The sequence below is a fragment of the Tessaracoccus sp. genome (assembly GCF_016714275.1).
GTDB lineage: Bacteria > Actinomycetota > Actinomycetes > Propionibacteriales > Propionibacteriaceae > Arachnia.
Window position 1 is genome coordinate 1651671 of sequence record NZ_JADJNP010000001.1, and the last position, 19014, is coordinate 1670684.

Consider the following 19014-nt stretch of genomic DNA (forward strand, 5'->3'; position numbering starts at 1 on the left):
TCAGCGCTCAGGGCCCGTGTGTGCTGCCGTCAGCGGGTCAGGCGGCGGTGCGCCGACGACTTCGGCCGCGAGGCCTCCGGGCCGAGGCGGGCCTGCTTGTTCTCCTCGTAGTCCGCGAAGTTGCCCTCGAACCAGAACCACTTCGACGGGTCCTCGTCGGTGCCCTCCCACGCGAGGATGTGGGTGGCGACGCGGTCGAGGAACCAGCGGTCGTGGGAGATCACGACGGCGCAGCCCGGGAACTCGAGCAGGGCGTCCTCCAGAGACTGGAGGGTCTCGACGTCGAGGTCGTTGGTGGGCTCGTCGAGCAGGAGGACGTTGCCGCCCTGCTTGAGCGTCAGCGCCAGGTTCAGGCGGTTCCGCTCACCGCCAGAAAGGACGCCCGCGAGCTTCTGCTGGTCAGGACCCTTGAAGCCGAACGACGCGACGTAGGCACGCGACGGCATCTCGAAGTTCGCGACCTTGATGAAGTCGAGCCCGTCCGAGACGACCTCCCACACGTTCTTGTCGGGCGCGATGCCGGAGCGGTTCTGGTCGACATAGCTGAACGAGACCGTCTCGCCGACCTTGACAGACCCGGAATCGGGCTCCTCCAGGCCGGTGATGGTCTTGAACAGGGTCGTCTTGCCGACGCCGTTGGGGCCGATGATCCCGACGATGCCGGCGCGCGGCAGCGTGAACGACAGGTTGTCGATGAGAACGCGGTCGCCGAAGCCCTTCTTGAGGTCCTTGACGTCGAGCACGACCGAGCCGAGGCGCGGGCCCGGCGGGATGTTGATCTCGGAGAGGTCGACGTTGCGGTTCCGCTCGGCCTCGGCGGCCAGCTCCTCGTAACGGGCGAGGCGGGCCTTGTTCTTGGCCTGGCGCGCCTTCGGGTTGGCGCGCACCCACTCGAGTTCCTTCTCGAGGATCTTGGCACGCTTGGCGTCCTTCTTCCCCTCGATCTGGAGGCGCTGACGCTTGGTCTCCAGGTAGGTGGAGTAGTTGCCCTCGTACGGGTGGAGGCGGCCGCGGTCGATCTCACAGATCCATTGCGCCACGTTGTCGAGGAAGTAGCGGTCGTGCGTGACGGCCAGCACGGCGCCCGGGTAGTTCTTGAGGTGCTTCTCCAGCCAGTCGACGGACTCGGCGTCGAGGTGGTTGGTGGGCTCGTCGAGAAGGAGCAGGTCGGGCGCCTCAAGCAGCAGCTTGCACAGCGCGACACGGCGGCGCTCACCGCCGGAGAGGACCTTCACGTCGGCATCCCCGGGCGGGCACTGCAGGGCGTCCATCGCCTGCTCCAGCATCGAGTCGACCTCCCACGCGTTGCGGTGCTCGAGCTCGGTCTGAAGGTGGCCCATCTCCTCGAGCAGCGCGTCGAAGTCGGCGTCCGGCTCGGCCATCGCCATGCCGATCTCGTCGAAGCGCTTCAACATCGACTTTGTCTCGTGGACGGCGAGCTCGACGTTCTCCATGACGGTCTTGTCCTCGTCGAGTGGGGGCTCCTGCAGCAGGATCCCGACGCTGGCGCCCTTTGCGAGGTTGGCGTCGCCGTTGTTGGCGCGGTCGAGGCCGGCCATCAGCTTCAGCATGGTGGACTTGCCCGCGCCGTTCGGCCCGACGACGCCGATCTTGGCACCGGGGTAGAACGACAGCGTGACGTTGTCGAGGATGACCTTGTCACCTACCGTCTTGCGGACGTTGTGCATGGTGTAAATGAATTCGGCCACTTTTGAGCTAGCTCCCTTTCGCGTAGACCGCGTGCCAGTATGCCAGCTTGTCGCCGCGAACCCCGATTCGTCAGAGGAGGGCGTCGACGGCCCTCCTGGCAGCTGCGTGCGCGGCGACGACCTCCTCGGCTGGGGCGAGCACCCGCTCCCTCGCCACCTCCGCGACCGACGCCTCCAGCGCCTTCCGTGCCCGCCGCGCCGCGCCGTTCGCCGAGGCGCCGATGATCAGCTGCGAAACCCCCGACAGCGCGATGCCCGCCACGACGCCCCCGAGCACGAGGACGGTGGCCATCGGGACGCGCAGCCCGCCCTCGGGACCGACGGGGTAGGTCGCGAACGGCGGGAGGCCGAAGTAGTTCAGGATCGCGTTGAGGGTCAGCCACAGCGCGCCCACCGCGACGGCGGCGATCAGCACCCACTGCGTGGCGCGGATGATATGCCACCAGGCGGGCGTTCGCCCCACCTTGAGGTCGGTGGTGACGACGGCGTGGTCGAGGTCGGCGGATAGCGTGCGCTCGGCGGCGCGCACGACGTCGAACACGCCCCGCGCCCACGCGGGCGGAAGGCCCTCGCCCATCCGTTCGGACACCTCGCGGAGCCCCATGGCGAGCTGCGCGCCGGAGCTGGCGGAGCGCGCCGGCAGCGAACTGTGGTCGACGATCGCCTCCCCCGTCGTCAGCTCCTTCGGTGCACCGCCCAGCCGCAGGCGCTTCAGCGGGTCCGGGCGCAGCCGCCCGACCCACGACACCATCGGCCACCCCGTCGCCAGGTGCCCGCGATGCTTCACCGAGCCCCGCACGGCATCCACCACCACGGGAACGCCCGCCGCGGCGGACAGCTGCGCCACGAGCACCGCCACCCCGGGCTCGCCCGCGCCCTTCGGCCGTGGGGGGCCGACGGCGGCGTGCAGCTCGCGCGCGATCGCCGCGACGTCGCCCGCCAGCCGCGCTGCGGCGGCACGCTTACCGGTGGCGATCCTGCCCAGCTGGGCACGCAGCTCCCCCACGCCCATCCCGGTAACCGCGCTGGTGGGACGCAGCGTCACTACGGCCAGGCCGTTGTCGTCGAGGATGCGGCGGAGATGCGCGAGACAGTCGTCGAGCTGCGCGGGCGTCAGAAGGTCCGCGTGGTTGAGGACGACCGTCATGACCTCCGAGTGGCCCGCGAGCGGGCGCAGGTAGCGCTCGAAGATGGCGGCGTCGGCGTACTTCTGGGGGTCGAGGACCCAGACGAACTGGTCGACGAGCCGCACCATCCGGTCGACCTCGACGCGGTGGTCGGAGACCGTCGAGTCGTGGTCCGGGAGGTCGAGGAGGACGACGTCGGCGAGGTCGGGCGACGGGGGCACGGCCTCACGGCGCCGCACGACGCCCAGCAGGTCGAGCAGTTCGGAGTTCGTGGCGGAGAAGCTGACAGCCAGCGTCCTCGACGTCGTCGGGCGGCGCGCGCCCTCCTGTGCGAGACGGGTCCCGCTCAGCGCGTTGAAAAGGCTGGACTTGCCGGATCCCGTGGCGCCGCCGAGCGCGACAACTGTCTGCGGGCCTGCGGCGAGGCGGCGGTCCGCGTGGTCAAGCACGCCGAGCGCACGGGCGGTGAGGTCGTCGGGAACGCGTCCAGCTGTCAGGTCGACGGCGCGGGCGAGCTGCTCCAGTTGGCGGGCGAGATCTGCCATCAGCCCAGCTCCGGGGCGGTGAGGTCGTCGAAGGCCGCGCGGGCGCCGTCGCGGAGGGCGGAGGCCGCACTCTCGAGGCGGTCCGTGGCGTCGGCGTCGACGGCGAGCGCGTCGAGGATGGTGGTGAAGCGGGACGCCTCGTCGGCAAGGAGCCCCTCGACGCGGTCGGCGAGGCGGCGGCGCGCGAGGTCGGCTAGCCGGCGCACCGCATCCTCGCCGAACACGGCCTCCAGCAGTCGCTGGGCCAGCAGCGACGTGCCTCCGGCGATGCCGACCTCTGCCGTGGTGAGGCCGCCGGTCGATGCGAAGACCACGACGATGAGGGCCAGCCCCGCGAGGTTCGTGCCGATGGCGAGGAACCGCGCCTTCATGCGCTTGCCGCGGCCCTGCTCGTTGACGAGCTCGATGACGTCGGCCTGCCACGCGCGCACCGCGTCGGCCGCCGCGGCGTGGAAACGCGACGAGGCGCGCTGCAGGCCGGGTTCCGCCGCGACGATGTCGCGGCCCCAGCGGGTGAGCGACCAGGCGGCGCAGGTCTCCTCGGCGGCGCGGTCGCCGGCTTCGCGGAGCACGGCGGTGAGCGTATCTGAGATGGCCGCCTGCATGGCCTCCTCCTTCGCCTCACCGCGGAACCAGCCACCGAGGCGGTCGCGCAGGCGGCCGATGCGCTCCTCGATCGAGCGCATGAACTCGCCGGTGCCGACGAGATCCTGCCAGCGGCTGAGGATCTCGCCGCGGAGCAGGGAGCCGTCGCCTGCGACGTCGGCGACCGTGGCGGCCGCGCGTTGGTAGGGGGCGACGGACTCGCGGCGCAGCTCCGCCAGTGCATCGCGCTGCCGCTGCACGCCGTCGATGAGCTCGTGCAGCTGCGTGTCGATCGAGCGGACGGTGCCCGCGAGCGACTGCACGGCCACCTGCGAGCGGGCCTCGGACTCGGCCGCCAGCTGGCTGAGCCACTGCTTCAGGCCGGAGACGTCGTCCGGCGGGAGCATGCCGTCTGAAGGCAGGGCGCGCTCCGCGACGGCGAACAGCCGGGCGCCGGCGAGCCCGCGTTCGGCGAGCATCTGGGAGAGGTGCCCCGAGACCTCGACGAGGGCGCTGGGCGGGCAGCGGTTGACGATGACGCTGATGACGGTGTTCCGGTGCGCGGCCTCCGAGAGGTATTCCCACGGCACGGCGTCGGCGTAGCGGGCGGCGGAGGTGACGAAGAGCCACAGGTCGGCGGCGAGGAGGAGCTGCCGAGCGAGGCTGCGGTTGTCATCGTCGATGGAGTCGATGTCGGGCGCGTCGAGCAGCGCGAGGCCGGGCGGGAGGCCGTCGAAGGCCATGATGTGGAGCGCGCGCGAGTCGTGCAGCTGGGCTTCCGTGCGCACCAAAGCCGGAAGGACCCGGTCGGAGCGGAACCAGGCCTCGTCGGCCGGGTGGCAGATAAGGACCGGCGACTTGGTCGTCGGACGCAGCACACCCGGCCTTGTGACCTGGGCGCGGAGCAGTGAGTTCACCAACGTCGACTTGCCCGCCCCCGTCGACCCTCCGACGACGGCCAGCAGCGGGGCGTCGAGGCTCGCGGCGCGCGGGATGAGGTAGTCGCGGGTCTGCTGGGTGAGCCCGCCGACGAGCTGGCGCAGGCCGTCGGCGCCCTCGATCGGCAGGGGGTACTGCGCGGCGGGCAGCGCGTCCTGGAGAGTGTTGAAGGCGGCGGCCAGCCGCTCGGCGCCGGTCACCGCGCCGGCCAGTTGCCGCCGACACCAGCGGGGCCGGGCGCCTGGGGCGGCGGGTAGTGGGGCGTGACTTGACCGGGCGACTGCCCGGGAGGCGGCGGGGGCGGCAGGTTCTTCCGCCGGCGCGGCGGGAACATGCGGAGCCCCTGGTAGTCGGTGAGTGCGCGAGGGCCGGGCTTGTCGATGAGGTGGATGAGCTCGCGGGCGCGGGCGTCGCCCGGCCCCGCGACTGTCCCGCGCGTCATCTGGTTGCGGAGGTAGGCGAGCTCTGTGACGCGGCGCAGCAACCGCGTGGTCTGCCACCAGGCGCGCGGGCCGCGCATCATCGCGTACCAGACGAGCTTGACCCGGCGCATCGGACGCCCGTACAGCTCGACCTGGCGCTCCGTCAGCCAGCCGGCACGCTGGTAGTCGGTGAGTCGCGTGCGGATCAGCTGCGCGTTGCCGATCACGCTGATGATCAGCGACGCCACGATGATCGCGATGACGATCAGCGCCATGTAGTAGGGGCGCATGAGGGCCTCGATCGGGTTGGTCGAGGACAACCCGTTGAACAACATGTGCCCCGCGCAGGCGAGCATGAAGCCACCGAGAGGCGCGAGCACGCGAACGATCTTGCTGCGCGCGGACAGCCCGATGACGAGGCCCGACGCCGTCATCATCCCGAAGAGCGGGTGGCCGAACGAGGTGTAGACGCCGCGCAGCATGACCAGCTCGTGCATGGTGGCGTCGGGGTCGGCGATGGTGATGTCGTGCGTGGCCTGCATCCAGACGCGGGCGTAGTAGATGATGTTCTCGATGAACGCGAAGCCGACGGCGGACAGCCCCGCGAGCGCGACCATCGACAGCCTCGACACGATCTTGTTGCGCCAGAGCACCACGAGCAGCACGAGGATCGTGGCCTTGGCGAGCTCCTCCACGAACGGCGCGGCGAAGATCGCGGCGCGCGAGCCGGCGTCGGAGTTGGCCTCCGTCGTCGCCATCATCTGCCCGGCCCAGCTGTTGACGTGAATCGAGAACCAGGTGGCGGCGCAGGCCCCCCATCCGAACGTCAGGAACCAGACGACCGGGGACGAGGCCCGAAAGCGGTCTAGCCAGATGAAGAGGGCGCTGTAGGCAAGCGCGGTCCACATCGCGGCGAACCCCGCCTTGCGGAACGCCTCGTTCGAGATGCCGAGCGTCATGGACCCGTCCTCGAACTCCTGGGCGGGGGCCAGCATCCAGTACTGCGCATAGAGGAAGTAGGCGTAGGCCGGGAGGAGGACGACCGTCATCCAGAACAGCGGGCTGCGGAGGAGACGGCGGTACCAGGGGCGCGTGTCCACCGTCGCCAAGCCGTTGAGCCACCGGTCCCGGGTGGCGGCGTCCGCAGTACTCATGATGGGCAAGAGTACCGGCCGCGACCACGCGGGCGGTCCCGCCGATAGGCTCCGAACATGCGCAGCTTTTTCGACCACATGACGCCCTGGCTCCGGAACGAGGGATCGTTGCACGTGTACGCGCTGCCCGACGACCGGGTGAGAGAGCGGCTGGTCGAGGCGTCGCTGCTGATCGATGGCGTCGTCGGGCTGCCGAGGATGCCGGAGTCGTGGCTGCACATGACGGTGAGTCGGCTGGCTCAGTTCGACGATCTGCCTGCGGCGGAACTGACGCGGCTGGCCGCGGCGCTCGGGCGCGAGGTCGAGGGCATCGGCGCGTTCGACATCGACTTCAGCGCGCCGTGGGTGTCGACGGACACCGTCGGCTGCTCGGGGCCGTCAGTGCCGCAGTGGGAGGCGCTGGTGTCCGGGGTCCGGCGCGCGGCCTCGGACTCCCTGGGCGGCGAGTTGCCCGCTCCCCCACGGACGCCGCACACGTCGCTGGCATACGCGATCCAGGACATCGACGACGGCCCGGTCCTTGCGCGGCTGGAGGGTGCTCCGCAGGTCGGGCCGATGCGCATCGACCGCGTCCACCTGGTGTCGGTCACGGTCCGCCCGGAGGTTGGCACGTTCGACTGGATCGAACTGGCGAACATCGAGCTGTAGCGGCACCCCAGGGAGGACTCGAACCTCCGACCAGCGAATTAGAAGGCCGCTGCTCTATCCAGCTGAGCTACTGGGGCATCGAGCGAAGCATATCGGGTCGCGCGAGGGACGCCTCTACTCGCCGAGGCGCACGAATCGAGCGCTAACTCGGCGTTCTGGGAGGGATCCCTCCAGAACCGGGCAGTTGGTGGCGATTCCGGTCGCCTCCCCAAGTATCCCGCGCCCAACGACGCCCACCCGGCGAGACTGGCGGGGGCAAAGGTCCTAGGGTTAGGCCCCATGAGCGAGAAGTTGGTGTGGATCGACTGCGAGATGACCGGCCTGGACCCGGTCAACGATGCGCTGATCGAGGTGGCGGTGCTCGTCACCGACGGCGACCTGAACGTCCTCGGCGACGGTGTCGACGTCCTGATCAAGCCGACGGACGAACAACTCGCCAACATGGGCGACTTCGTCCGCGAGATGCACACCAAGTCGGGGCTGCTCGACGACCTGGCCTCGGGGACGACGATCGAGGAGGCCACCCGGCTCGCGATGGACTACATCCGCGAGCACGTACCCGCGGCGCGGCGCGCGCCCCTCGCGGGCAACACCATCGGCACCGACCGCATGTTCCTCGCCCGCGACATGCCTGAACTCGAGCAGTGGGTGCACTACCGCAACGTCGACGTGTCGTCGATCAAGGAACTGGCCCGGCGTTGGTACCCGCGCGTGCTGTACCAGGCGCCCGCGAAGAGCGGGAACCACCGTGCGCTAGCCGACATCCAGGAGTCGATCGAGGAACTGCGCTACTACCGCGAGGCGCTGTTCGTCCCGCAACCCGGGCCGACGAGCGCGGACCTCCGCGAGATCGCCGCCCGTCACCGCGGCGCCCTCACCGGCTCCGGGGAGTAGCAGGAGTTCAGCGGTCCCGCGGGTACCCGGGAGAGGTCCCGCGGATAGGTGGCGCTTCTACGCGGCGGAGCAGGAGAACGACCACATCACGCCGAAGCGGTCGAAGGCCGTGCCGTACCAGTCGCCCCAGGGGGCCTTCTCAAAGGGCATGCCCGCCTCGCCGCCGCCATCGATCAGCTTGCCGATGAACTCCCGCGCCTGATCCGGGGTGTCGGTCGTGAACAGCAGGGAGTATGCGGTGCCGCGGACGGGGTAGTCGTTATCGAAGTCCATGGCGTCGCCGCCCGCGATGACGCCGGCGGGCAGGGTGAGCGTCGCGTGCGCGACGGCGTGCGGCGGTGGCGTGAACGGCATCCCTTCAAGCTCCATGTCTCCGTAGCGGAGAATCTCCAGCTCGCCGCCGAAGACCTCGTGCCAGTGCTCCATGGCCTCGGCGGTCGTTCCCGGGAGTGCGATGTACGGGGCGAGGTTCTGTGTCATGACCCACAAACTACCCACGCCCGATCCTTCTGACCAGGGGAATCCTGGGCCTCGCTTCGCTCGCGCGGCGGGACCTACCGCGGCGGCCCGCCGAAGCCTCCTCTCTCGAGACCGCTACCGGAGAGCCCTCCGCCGATGCGGACACTCGTCCTTGTCGACTGCGTCGAGCTCGGGATCGCCTGGCTCGGGTCCGACAGCAAAACCTGGTCGCCGGACTCAAGCCCCTCCACGACCTCGATGTGGGTCGCGCCCCGCACGCCGAGCGTGACCTCCTGGGTGCTGACCGTGCCCGCCTTGCTGACCCGCACGGTCCCGGAGTCAGACCCGGTCAGGGTCACCGCCGACACCGGCACCAGCACTGCGTCGTGGGCATCGCCGACGACGACCTCGGCCGTCGCCGTCGTCCCCACCCGGAGGCCCTGCTCCTGCTCTTCCACCGCGACAGTGACCGTGTAGGTCGTCGATCCGGTTTCCGACGTCGTGGGCACCAGCGCGATGGAACCGACGGCCCCCGAGGACGCTCCCCCGGTCTCCGAGGCGAGCCGCACCTCCTGGCCGACGGCGATCTTGGCGATGTCGGTGACCGCCACCTCGAGCGGCACGGCGAGCGCGTCGCCGGTGCGCACGGTCGCGGCGTCGGACGTCGACGCCGCCTGGCCGACGGTGAACGGCAAGGCCGTCAACACTCCAGCGGCCGGCGCCTTGAGGGTCGCTGCGGCCAGCGCGAGCGCCGCGTTGGCATGCGCGAGTTGGGCCACCTCGAGCGCGGCCTCTGCCTGGGCGACGGTCTGACTGCCGCCGGGGCCTTCCTGTCCAGAGCCCGACGCCTGCCCCGTGGAACCGCTGGGGGCCGAACCGGATCCGACGGTGGCCGACGAGTCCCCCGACGGCGCGGTCCCGGAGCCGGTGGTCGGCGAGGAGTCACCTTGGTCATCGGGCGTCTGCGACGTGCCGGGATCGGCGTCCGGTTGCGGCGTCGTGGCGGCGGCTACAAGGGCATCGACGGCGCGGGCCTGCGCGTCACGCGCGCCGCCGAGGCCCTCCTCGAGGTCCGTCAGGTACTCGAGCGCAGCTATACACGCGTCCGTCCCTCTCCCATAGGCGGTGTTCGCCACGTCCGGATTGGCCGTGAGGCCCGCATCGTCGCCCGCGCTCTCTGCGGCCTCAACGCTGGACTCTCCCGTCGGCTCGGCCGACGTCTCCTCGGTCGGCTCAGTTGGTTCCGGGGTCGGCTCGACGGTTGGCGTCACCGTGGCGGTGGGCGTCGGTGAGGCCGAGGGCTCCGGCGGCGCGGACGCGCTCGGCTCGGGCATGGGCGACGGGCTCGGCGTCGGCTCAGGTTCCGTCGCGAGGCAGGCCGCGGTTGCTGTGGAAAGTGCCTCGCTGAAGCGGGTCCAGGCCTCGTCGAGAGCGGTTTGGGCCTGGTCGAGGCCGGTCTTCGCGGCGGCGACGGCGTCCTCAGTGGCGGGCCGCGTGGGTGTCGCTGTCGGGCTCGCGGTCGGGGTAACGGTGGCCGACGGGCTCCTCGACGCGGTGGGGGTACTCGTCGCCGACGAGCTGGGCATCGAGGACGCCGACGACGAGGAAGAGGTCGAGTCGCCCTCGTCCTCCGCGTCCTCTGCCTGGGCGAGGGCCTCCTTCGCCTCGGCGACGTCCAGCGCGGCCTTGTCGAGTGCGTCGCTCAGCGCGGTGTCGTCGATGGTGGCGAGCACCTGACCAGCCTTCACTGTGTCGCCGACGACCGCTGACACCTCGGTCACGGTCGCCGACGCCGGGAATGAGGCACTGGCCTGGTCAACCGCGGTGACCGTTCCCGTGGAGGACAGAGTCTGTGTCAGCGAGCCGCGCGTCGTCGCGCCGAGAACCAGTTGGTCGGCGGCGGATGGGCGGGTGAGGACGACGACCCCCGCTCCACCCAATGCGAGGGCCACGACCAGGCCGACGACCGCGCCGCGTCGCTTCTTCGTCTTCCTGGCCCTCACCGCCGGCCTCCGGTGCATTGGCCGTCGACAGCCTCGCTCAGCCGGATGGTGGTCGCGGTGACGGCGCCGACGTCGTCGGTCTCGCCCTGCGTCGAGACGCACTGCCCGACGATCGCGTCCTCGGCGTTCGCATCGACGGTGGCGGTGATCGTCGCGTCGTCGGTCAGTGTGAAGGTCGCCGTGGTCGCGTCCGCGCCGGGAGGGGCCTGCTCGACGGTGATGGTGGAGCCGTCGACGCGTACGACCTCCCCGCTGACCACGTTGCCTATTCCGGCGCCACCTGGGCCGCCGCTGGGCGCGCCCGATGGCGGCGTGCCCCCAGCCTCTCCGGCCTGCCCATCCGGAGGCTGCGGCGCGTCCGATGGCATGCCACTCGGTGGGGTACCGCCGCCGCCCGGGAAGACGCCGCCAAAGGCGCTGCATTCGCCGTCGACGGCATCAGTCAGCGTGACTCGGGTCGCCCGCACGCCGTCGGAGCCCTCGGCCGCGTCGCCGAACGCGGTGATGCAGGCGCCCGCGAGGATGTCCTCGGCGGATCCCGCGGCCTGGCGCGTGAAGGTGGTGTCGTCGGTCCAGGCGACGGCGGTCTGGCCGTCGCTGCCCTGGACCTGCATGGTGCTGCCGTCGATCTGCGCGATGAGGCCCTGCACGCCGGGCATGCGCTGACCCCGCGACCCGTCCTGCTGCGGTCGATCCTGCTGGCCCTGCTGGTCTGCCGGACCCGTCGTAGCCTGCGCCGTCGGCGAGGAGTCCGCCACGGGAATGGGCGGCTCGCTCGCCGAGCATGCGCTCAGGGCGCAGACGGCAGCGAGGCCGACGACGGCGGTGCTGATGCGGGGAGAGATCATGAGGGTTTCCTTTGCAGTCATTCGTGGCGGAGGGCGTCGATGGGGGCGAGGCGCGCGGCGCGGCTCGCGGGATAAACACCCGCGACGAGGCCGACGCCGACAGCGACGACGAGCGAGCCGGCGATCGCCCACCAGACAAGTTGGACGGGTTGGTCGATCAGGCTGGGGAGGGTCGCGGCGCCGACGGCGGCGATGCCGAGGCCGAGTACGCCGCCGACGAGGCCGAGCACACCCGCCTCGACGAGGAACTGCGTGCGGATGACCTTCGGCTTCGCGCCGAGTGCCTTGCGCAGGCCGATCTCTCGGATCCGCTCGGTGACGCTGACGAGCATGATGTTCATCACGCCGATGCCGCCGACGAGCAGCGAGATCGCGGCGACGCCTCCGAGCAGGATCGTCATCGTGCGGTCGGTGGAGGTGGCCGCCGTGACGATGGCCTCCTGCGTGGTGATGCTGAAGTCGGCGTCGTCGTCGGCCGTGATGCCGTGGCGCGCGCTGAGCGCGGCCGTCGCCTCCTGGTAAGCGGCCGAGAGGAGGTCGGCGTCGGCGGCGGTCACGTAGATGGTGGACACTGTCGAGGCCGACGTGCCGAGCGTCGCCGCCGCGGTGGTCCATGGCATGAGGACCATGTCGTCCTCCGAGGTGCCGCTGGACGACGATCCGCTGCTGTCGAGGATGCCGACGACCGTGAAGTCGGTGCCGCCGATGGTAACCGTCTGGCCGATCCCGCCGCGTCCGCCGAACAGTTCGTCGGCCGTCGACGAGCCGAGCACGACTACCTTCGCGCGGTTCGCCACATCGTCGTCGGTGAGGAAGGTGCCGACGGAGAGGTCTCGGGAGCGCACCGTCTGCCACGACGGTGTGACCGCCACGACCTGCGAGGTCCACGTGGTCGAGCCCGCCGCGAGACTCTGGTTGCTCGACGTCGTGGGGGCGACGGCTGCGATGCTGGGCGCGACATCGTCGGATGAGAGGGCCTCGGCGTCGGCGCGGGTGAGCGTCGTCGCGCTGCCGAAGCCGCCACGCACTCCCCCGCTGGTGGCGCTGCCGGGCGATAGGATCAGAAGGTTGCTGCCGAGCGCACCGATCTGGTCCTTGACCTGCTGCTGCGCACCGAGACCCAGCCCGACGGTGAGCGTCACGGAAGCGATGCCGATCGTGATCCCGAGCACGGTCAGGAGGGAGCGGGTGCGGTTGAGCTTCACCGCTTCCAGCGCGACGACGAGGATGTTGCGGAACCTCATGCGGCCACCGCCTCCTCGTAGGTGACGAGCCCGTCGCGGACGTGCAGGACGCGCCCGGCACGCGCCGCGACGTCGGCCTCGTGCGTGATCAGCACGACGGTGCGGCCGGCCTGGTGGAGTTCGTCGAGCAGGGCGAGGACGTCCTCCGTCGAGCGCGAGTCGAGGTTGCCGGTGGGCTCGTCGGCCAGGATCATGGCTGGCTCGCCGACCAGCGCCCGGGCGACGGCGACGCGCTGCTGCTGGCCGCCGGAGAGTTCGCTAGGCCGGTGGGCGACGCGGTCGCCGAGCCCGACGCGCTCCAGCGCCTCGATCGCCCGGGCTCGCCGCTCGGCCTTCTGGACGCCCGCGTAGAGCAGCGGCAGCTCGACGTTGCGCCATGCCGGGAGCGCGGGGAGCAGGTTGAATTGCTGGAAGACAAACCCGGTGTAGCGGTTCCGCACGTCCGCAAGCTCCTCCTCGTCGAGGTGGGCGACGTCGCGTCCGGCGAGCTGATAGGTGCCGGTGGTGAGGACGTCGAGGCAGCCGAGGATGTTCATGAGCGTGGACTTGCCCGAGCCGGAGGGGCCCATGATGGCGATGTAGTCGCCCTGCGCCACGGTCAGTGAGACGCCGCGCAGCGCCTGGACCTCCAGCTCGCCGCTGGCGTAGGTCTTCGTGACGTCGATCAGTTCGAGGACGTTCATCGGTTGCCGCCCGGCTCGAAGCCCGCCGGGGGCTGGAAGTTTCCGCCGCCGCCCGGGAACCCGCCACCGCCGGGGAAGCCTCCCTCGCCGACGACCCGGTCGCCGCCAGAGACGCCCTGGTTCTGCTGGCCGGTGCTCTGGGAGCCACCGGGTGCGTACCTCTCGATCACGATCTGGTCGCCCTCGGCGAGGCCGTCGGTGACGATGACGCTGCCGTCGATGGTCTCGCCGGTTGTCACGGCAGTCGGGGTGTCGACGCCATCGACGACCTTCGTGACGGTCGACGCTCCGTCGACGGTGGTGATGGCCGCCGCGGGCACGGCAAGGACGTCGGTGTGCTGGGCGACGACGATCGCAGCTGTCACGGTCGATCCGGCGAAGAGTCCCTCGGGGTGCCCCGTGACGTCGATGGTGACGGGGAACGAGCTCGTACCGGACGACGACGTCGTGGCCTCGACAGCTACGCTCGCGACTGTCCCGTAGACGATGTCCTCGGAGCCGCCCACGCTGAGTTCGGCTTGGAGCCCGCGCTTGACACTGGCGATGTCGGCGCTGGAGACCGAAGCGCTGACGGTGAACGCGTCCTCAGCGATGACGACGATGTCGGCGTCGGTGGAGCTGCTGGACGCGCCCTGCCCCGCGGGCTGCGACGACCCGCCCGAGCCGCCGGCGGTGTCGCCCTCGACGACGTTGACCTGGGCGACGACCCCGGCGAAGGGGGCGGTGAGGGTCGCGGCGGCGAGGTTGAGCTTGGCCTGCGCGACGGCGTTCTTCTTCACCTGGACGCCTGCCTCCGCGGCCCGGATGGCGGTGTCCGAGGAATCGTCGTCGTCCTCAAGGTCCACGAGGGACTCCTTGGCCGCGGTGAGGTCGGCCTTGGCTGAGCGCAGCGCGATCTGCAGGGAGTCGTCGTTCATCGCGGCGAGGCTCTGGCCCTCCTCGACGCGGTCGCCGACCTCGACGTCGACGGAGGTGACGGCGGCCGAGGTCTCGAAACTGAGGTCGGCGCGGCGGGCGGCCTCGAGGGTGCCGGTGGCGCTCACCGTCGTCTTGAGTGCCGTGGGCGAGACCGTGATCTCCTGTCGGATGGCCTGGGCCTGCGCCTCGCGGGGCCACAGGCTCCAGGCGGCGAAGCCGCCGCCCGCGAGGGCGAGGGCGAGGACGGAAGCCAGGACGGCGCGGCCCTTGCCGGTGCGGGGCCAACGCCGTCGGCGCCTGCGCGTGCGCGTGGGTCGGCTGGGTGTGCTGGGGGCGTCGGGAGTCTCGAGGTCGTGTTCACTCACACCGAGCAGCGTGGTGGACCCGCCTGTAGCGACCCTTGGCGCTCCCTATGCGCCACCTGTGGAGACATCACCGCAATGCGCTTCGGCGCACACGACGGCACTAGGCTGAATCCCATGACGATGCCACGAAGCACACCCGCCGCCGAAGGAGTTGACGGGAGGGGCCTCCTCGCTCTGCTTGATGCGTTCGAGACACCCGGCCACGGGTTCCACTCCATCATGATTGCTCGGCACGGGAAGGTGATCGCGGAGGGCTGGTGGGCGCCCTACGACCGAGACCGCGTGCATCTGGCCTACTCGTTGAGCAAGAGCTTCACTGCCACGGTGTTGGGCGAGCTGGCCGGCCGCGGGCTGATCGCGCTGGATGCCCCGGTGTGGTCCTACCTCGCCGACCTCGACACGATCCCCGAGAAGTGGCGCCGGGTCACCGTGCGGCACTGCATCACCATGACCGTCGGCCACACGGAGGATGCGTGGGACTGGCGCGGCGACAGCGAGCCGACGCCCCGCGTCCTCGAGTCCGACGACGAGCTCCTGCCCCTGATCCTGGACCGGGAGCCCGACGGCGAACCGGGCGAGGTGTGGGCGTACAACCAGGTGGGGACGTACCTGGTGGCGCAGGCGATCGCCGCGGCGACAGGCGAGCCGGTGACCGCGCACGTGCGGCGGCTCCTCGACCGTTTCGGCGGTGCGGCCGCGAAGGCGCAGCGCACGCACCAGGGTCGCGACCTCGGCTTCAGCGGGATGTGCCTCACGACGCCGTCGATCCTGGCGCTTGCCCAGACCTGGCTCGACGGCGGCGTGTGGGAGGGCGAATGGGTGGTGCCGACGGGCTTCGCCCCGGTGGCGCCGCAGCCCACAGCCGCCTCACTGGCTAGCACCGACGTCGGCGACTGGTCCCGCGGATACGGCCACTCCTTCTGGGGGCAACGCCACGGCTACCGCGGCGACGGCGCGTTCGGCCAGTTCGCCGTCGTGGTCCCTGAGCAGGACGTGGCGGTGGCCATCACGTCCGAGGTGGAGAACATGCAGGAGGTGCTCGACCTGCTGTGGGAGCACCTGATCCCGGCGATCGACGCCGAGACGGACCCAGGAGCGGACGCCGAGCTGGCCCGACGGCTCGCCGATCTCGCGCATCGGCCGCTCTCCGGCGACGAGCGCCGCCCTCCGCTGACGCTCCCCCGCGACGAGTCGTCCCAGCTGCCTGCGGAGTTCACCAGCGCGACGCTGGTTCCCACGGAGAGCGGGCACGTCTTGCTGCTCCATCAGCCGTCCGGGCCGCTGACCACGCGGGTTGGCGACGGCGAATGGCTGGAGTCGCAGTGGCCGACGCCGCGCGGTCCGGAGGTATCGGTGGCCGCCAGCGGCGCCTGGCAGGGCGACGTCTTCACGGCCGAGCTGCGCCTGGTGGAGACCCCCCACACGATCCTCGTGGAGCTGGACCCCGAGACGGGAGCGGCGCGGCTGAACTGGCGCCTGGAGCCGCTCACCGGTCCCAGTCCGTTGTCCACGGCCGCGTTCGCCTTCTAAGGCCAGGCGTTACTCGCTTGAACAGTTGAGTTTCGGTTGACGTCGGCTAAGATTTAGTTGAAACTCAAACTACTTCTTGTCGCAGGAGATCAGCATGGCGACCGATCAGGACCTCACCACGAACGAGCGCACGCTCTCGGCAGGCCTCGCGATGGACGCGGTAACCCTGCGTGTCGGCGACCTCGAGCAGATGAGCGGGTACTACGAGAACGCGCTCGCACTCATCCCCATCGAGGAGCGATCGAGAGGCTCCGAGGTGCATCGTGTGCTGGGACGCGGCGACGTGCCGATGGTGCGGCTGGTGCACACCCCGGGCCTTCCCGCGGTGAATCCGCGCGCGGCCGGCCTCTTCCATACGGCGTTCCTTTTCGACGATGCCGCCAGCCTGGCCGCGACGGTGTTCCGGACCGCACGGGACCCGCGCAGCAGGTTCGCTGGATCCAGCGACCATCTCGTGAGCGAGGCGTTCTACTTCACCGACCCCGAGGGCAATGGCATCGAGCTCTACACCGACCGACCCCGCGAGACGTGGCGCCGCGTCAACGGCCAGCTCCACATGGACACGCTCTACCTTGACCCGAACGCCTACCTGTCCACGCATCTCGACGAGGTCGTGCTCGACGCCGTCGAGCGCCAGTCGGGCAGGGTCGGTCACGTGCACCTGCAGGTCGGCGACGTGGGCGTGGCAAGCGCCTTCTACATCGACACGCTCGGCTTCGAGGTGACCGCCGGCATCCATCCGACGGCGCTCTTCGCCTCCGCGGGCGGCTACCACCATCACGTCGCGATGAACACGTGGAACAGCCGCGGCGCAGGCCCGCGCGCCGCCACGCTCGGCCTCGCCGACGTCGCAGTGACCCTCCCCACCCGCGAGGACCTCGACGCCCTCGCCACGAGACTGCGCGATCAAGGCCTCGACTTCGCCGACGACGGGTCGTCGATCGCGGTCGACGACCCGTGGGGCACCCGCGTCACCCTCTCCCTGCCCGGGTCAGCCGCTGCCGACCTGCTCACGAAATAGACGCCGGCAGACGGCGCACGCCGATTTCCGCGGCGCCGCCGCGGTGCGCTAGACTCTCGCAGTCGCCGCAAGCGACGATGGTGGGTATAGCTCAGCTGGTAGAGCACCTGGTTGTGGTCCAGGATGTCGCGGGTTCAAGTCCCGTTACTCACCCCAAACGGGTCAGGTTTGAACTTTCGACCAAGGGGCCACCCTTGGTCGAGGGTTCAGCCTGGCCCATCTTCTTTGCCTCCGCGGCCCAACTCAGTGCGTCGGCATGGAGGCCGGGGATGCTCAGCCCGTCGTACGGGTTGCGGTAGCCGACGCGCACGTCGTTGTCCTCGTCGATGTAGATCGTCTTGAACAGCGCCTGGTTGAGGAGCCGACGGTTTGCATCGTCGGCGTGCTCGTAGATGTCGGCGGCGTTGGACAGCAGTTTCAGTGAGTCGTCGAGGTTCGCTCTCGCGTCGGCGTAGTGGCCGTGGTGCGCGGTGATCCGGTGCTCGATGGTCTCCAGCGACGCGGTGATCCGATCCTGCTCCTTCTTGAGCAGGTCGAGCGGGATCGCCCCGGCGTAGTGAGCCTGGAGCAGCTTCTGCTGCTCGCCTCCGAGTTGTGTTCTCCGGGACGCGAGGTCGGCGAGTTCGGCGGCTCCTTCGGCCATCATTTCGTCGAACCGGGCATGGATCATCGCCGAGACCGCCTCGATCGTTTCCGGGTCGATCTGGACCTTGGCATAGAAGCGCTCGATGAGCCGTTCCACCTGCTCGATCAGCATCGCCTGTCGGGTGCAGTCGCCCCTGCCGCCATGCCGGCTCGCACACACGAAGTAGGGGTAGATCGTGCCCTGGCTGCTCTTCGCGTTACACACGATCAGGCGCGAGCCGCACTGCCCGCAGAACACCGTGCCCTTCAAGTAGTGCTCGTGCACCTGGGTCGCGTCCGCGGCCGAGCGGTGTGTGCCGAGCACGGTTTGCACCTGGTCCCACACCTCGTTGGGGACGATTGCCTCGTGTACTCCGGCGTAGGTGACGCCTTGGTAGCGCACGTTTCCCTTGTAGTAGGGGTTCGTCAGCATCCGGTGCACGGACGACTTGGCGATGGGCCGAGAAGGTCGCCGCGGCGTCGCAGCTGTCGTCAGCCCGCGCGCCACCAACTCCTGATGAAGTTGGCTCGTGGTCCAGTCGCCGGAGGCGAACACCTGGAACGCCCACCTGACCAGCCGCGCGCGCTCCTCGTCGATCTCGACGGTGCGTGCCTCGCGCCCGAAGTCGTCGCGCACGCCGACGTTGCGATAGCCGATGGGTGCCTTCGTCACCGTGCCGCCCTGCGCGGCCTTCTGCGACAGACCCTTGACGACCTCGGTGGCGAGGTTGCGGGAGTAGAACTCGGCAATCGAGGACATGATGCCGTGCAGCAGCATCCCCGATGGGGTCTCGTCGATGTTCTCCGTGGCCGATACCAGCGTGACTCCGGCGTCCTTGAGCGCGAGGTGGATGGTCACGTCGTCGGCACGGTTGCGGGCGAGCCGGTCGACCTTGTGGACGATGCAGTAGTTCGTCTTGTGCTTGGCGACGTACTGGATCATCCGCATCAGTTCGGGCCGGTCGGCCTTGCGCGCGGACTCGCCCGCGTCGACGAACTCCTCGATGATCGTTGCGCCGAGCTGGTCGGCCTTGCGCTGGTTCGCCTCGCGCTGCGCTGGGATCGAGAAGCCCTCCGCTTGTCCGCCCTTCTCCGCCTGCTCCTTCGTGGACACTCGCAGGTACGAGACGGCGAACGATCCGGGGAACGGCGTTGGCGCTACGAGGCTGTCTATCGCGGTGCGGTCCGCGTCGATGATCGTCATGGTTCTTCTCCACAGTCACTGGTCCTGCCGACGCGGACTATGTGACGGCGGATGTTGATCGTGAGAAGAGCCCGAAGGCTGTAGGACTAGGC

At 70.0% G+C, this 19014-nt stretch carries 15 protein-coding genes and 2 tRNA genes; 5 read left to right on the forward strand and 12 right to left on the reverse strand.

Annotation, left to right across the window (positions count from 1 at the left end):
- Positions 1 to 29 precede the first annotated feature (29 nt).
- The 4 genes from ettA to IPJ61_RS07640 form a co-directional block, all read right to left on the reverse strand.
- Complete coding sequence (gene ettA, locus IPJ61_RS07625; RefSeq protein WP_297104971.1) at positions 30 to 1709, reverse strand: energy-dependent translational throttle protein EttA; 1680 nt, start codon at positions 1707 to 1709, stop codon at positions 30 to 32.
- 70 nt (positions 1710 to 1779) lie between these two features.
- Complete coding sequence (locus IPJ61_RS07630; protein ID WP_297104974.1) at positions 1780 to 3381, reverse strand: GTPase; 1602 nt, start codon at positions 3379 to 3381, stop codon at positions 1780 to 1782.
- Positions 3381 to 5105 carry a P-loop NTPase family protein gene (locus tag IPJ61_RS07635; RefSeq protein WP_297104977.1) on the reverse strand — a complete coding sequence of 575 codons (1725 nt, stop codon included), beginning with the start codon at positions 5103 to 5105 and terminating at the stop codon, positions 3381 to 3383. Before IPJ61_RS07635 ends, IPJ61_RS07630 begins: the two co-directional genes overlap by 1 nt.
- Positions 5102 to 6481 carry a PrsW family intramembrane metalloprotease gene (locus IPJ61_RS07640; protein WP_297104980.1) on the reverse strand — a complete coding sequence of 460 codons (1380 nt, stop codon included), beginning with the start codon at positions 6479 to 6481 and terminating at the stop codon, positions 5102 to 5104. Before IPJ61_RS07640 ends, IPJ61_RS07635 begins: the two co-directional genes overlap by 4 nt.
- Before the next feature lie 57 nt (positions 6482 to 6538).
- On the opposite strand from IPJ61_RS07640, the gene IPJ61_RS07645 reads away from it, so the two are divergent.
- Positions 6539 to 7129 (forward strand): 2'-5' RNA ligase family protein, encoded by a 591-nt coding sequence (locus tag IPJ61_RS07645; protein ID WP_297104982.1) that lies wholly within the window; start codon positions 6539 to 6541, stop codon positions 7127 to 7129.
- A 3-nt stretch (positions 7130 to 7132) separates the two neighbouring features.
- Here the strand turns inward: IPJ61_RS07645 and IPJ61_RS07650 are convergent.
- Positions 7133 to 7206: transfer RNA gene (locus tag IPJ61_RS07650), tRNA-Arg, on the reverse strand.
- Between the two features lie 202 nt (positions 7207 to 7408).
- Here IPJ61_RS07650 and orn point away from each other — a divergent pair.
- Complete coding sequence (gene orn / locus IPJ61_RS07655; RefSeq protein ID WP_297104984.1) at positions 7409 to 8023, forward strand: oligoribonuclease; 615 nt, start codon at positions 7409 to 7411, stop codon at positions 8021 to 8023.
- Positions 8024 to 8080: 57 nt separating this feature from the next.
- On the opposite strand, the gene IPJ61_RS07660 is transcribed toward orn, so the two are convergent.
- From IPJ61_RS07660 to IPJ61_RS07685, 6 genes are all read right to left on the reverse strand, one after another.
- Positions 8081 to 8503 (reverse strand): glyoxalase/bleomycin resistance/extradiol dioxygenase family protein, encoded by a 423-nt coding sequence (locus tag IPJ61_RS07660; RefSeq protein WP_297104987.1) that lies wholly within the window; start codon positions 8501 to 8503, stop codon positions 8081 to 8083.
- A 74-nt stretch (positions 8504 to 8577) separates the two neighbouring features.
- Positions 8578 to 10485 carry an HlyD family efflux transporter periplasmic adaptor subunit gene (locus tag IPJ61_RS07665; RefSeq protein ID WP_297104990.1) on the reverse strand — a complete coding sequence of 636 codons (1908 nt, stop codon included), beginning with the start codon at positions 10483 to 10485 and terminating at the stop codon, positions 8578 to 8580.
- Entirely contained in the window at positions 10482 to 11333 is an 852-nt protein-coding gene (locus IPJ61_RS07670; RefSeq protein ID WP_297104993.1) for a hypothetical protein, read from the reverse strand. The genes IPJ61_RS07665 and IPJ61_RS07670 overlap by 4 nt, the downstream gene beginning before the upstream one ends.
- Positions 11334 to 11350: 17 nt before the next feature.
- Positions 11351 to 12577, reverse strand: coding sequence for an ABC transporter permease (locus IPJ61_RS07675; RefSeq protein WP_297104996.1), 1227 nt, complete (start codon positions 12575 to 12577; stop codon positions 11351 to 11353).
- Entirely contained in the window at positions 12574 to 13260 is a 687-nt protein-coding gene (locus tag IPJ61_RS07680; RefSeq protein ID WP_297104999.1) for an ABC transporter ATP-binding protein, read from the reverse strand. Before IPJ61_RS07680 ends, IPJ61_RS07675 begins: the two co-directional genes overlap by 4 nt.
- A complete protein-coding gene (locus tag IPJ61_RS07685; protein WP_297105002.1) occupies positions 13257 to 14543 on the reverse strand; it encodes an efflux RND transporter periplasmic adaptor subunit in 1287 nt (428 codons plus the stop codon). The genes IPJ61_RS07680 and IPJ61_RS07685 overlap by 4 nt, the downstream gene beginning before the upstream one ends.
- 114 nt (positions 14544 to 14657) lie before the next feature.
- Here IPJ61_RS07685 and IPJ61_RS07690 point away from each other — a divergent pair, with 114 nt between their 5' ends.
- The 3 genes from IPJ61_RS07690 to IPJ61_RS07700 all read left to right on the forward strand — a co-directional run bounded on the left by IPJ61_RS07690 (position 14658) and on the right by IPJ61_RS07700 (position 17250).
- On the forward strand, positions 14658 to 16073 hold the full coding sequence (locus IPJ61_RS07690; protein ID WP_297105005.1) for a serine hydrolase domain-containing protein: 1416 nt from the start codon (positions 14658 to 14660) through the stop codon (positions 16071 to 16073).
- Positions 16074 to 16167: 94 nt separating this feature from the next.
- Complete coding sequence (locus IPJ61_RS07695; RefSeq protein WP_297105008.1) at positions 16168 to 17094, forward strand: VOC family protein; 927 nt, start codon at positions 16168 to 16170, stop codon at positions 17092 to 17094.
- Positions 17095 to 17174: 80 nt separating this feature from the next.
- Positions 17175 to 17250, forward strand: a tRNA-His gene (locus IPJ61_RS07700).
- Here the strand turns inward: IPJ61_RS07700 and IPJ61_RS07705 are convergent.
- Positions 17243 to 18922 carry a recombinase family protein gene (locus tag IPJ61_RS07705; RefSeq protein ID WP_297105011.1) on the reverse strand — a complete coding sequence of 560 codons (1680 nt, stop codon included), beginning with the start codon at positions 18920 to 18922 and terminating at the stop codon, positions 17243 to 17245. The genes IPJ61_RS07700 and IPJ61_RS07705 overlap by 8 nt on opposite strands.
- Positions 18923 to 19014: the final 92 nt, after the last annotated feature.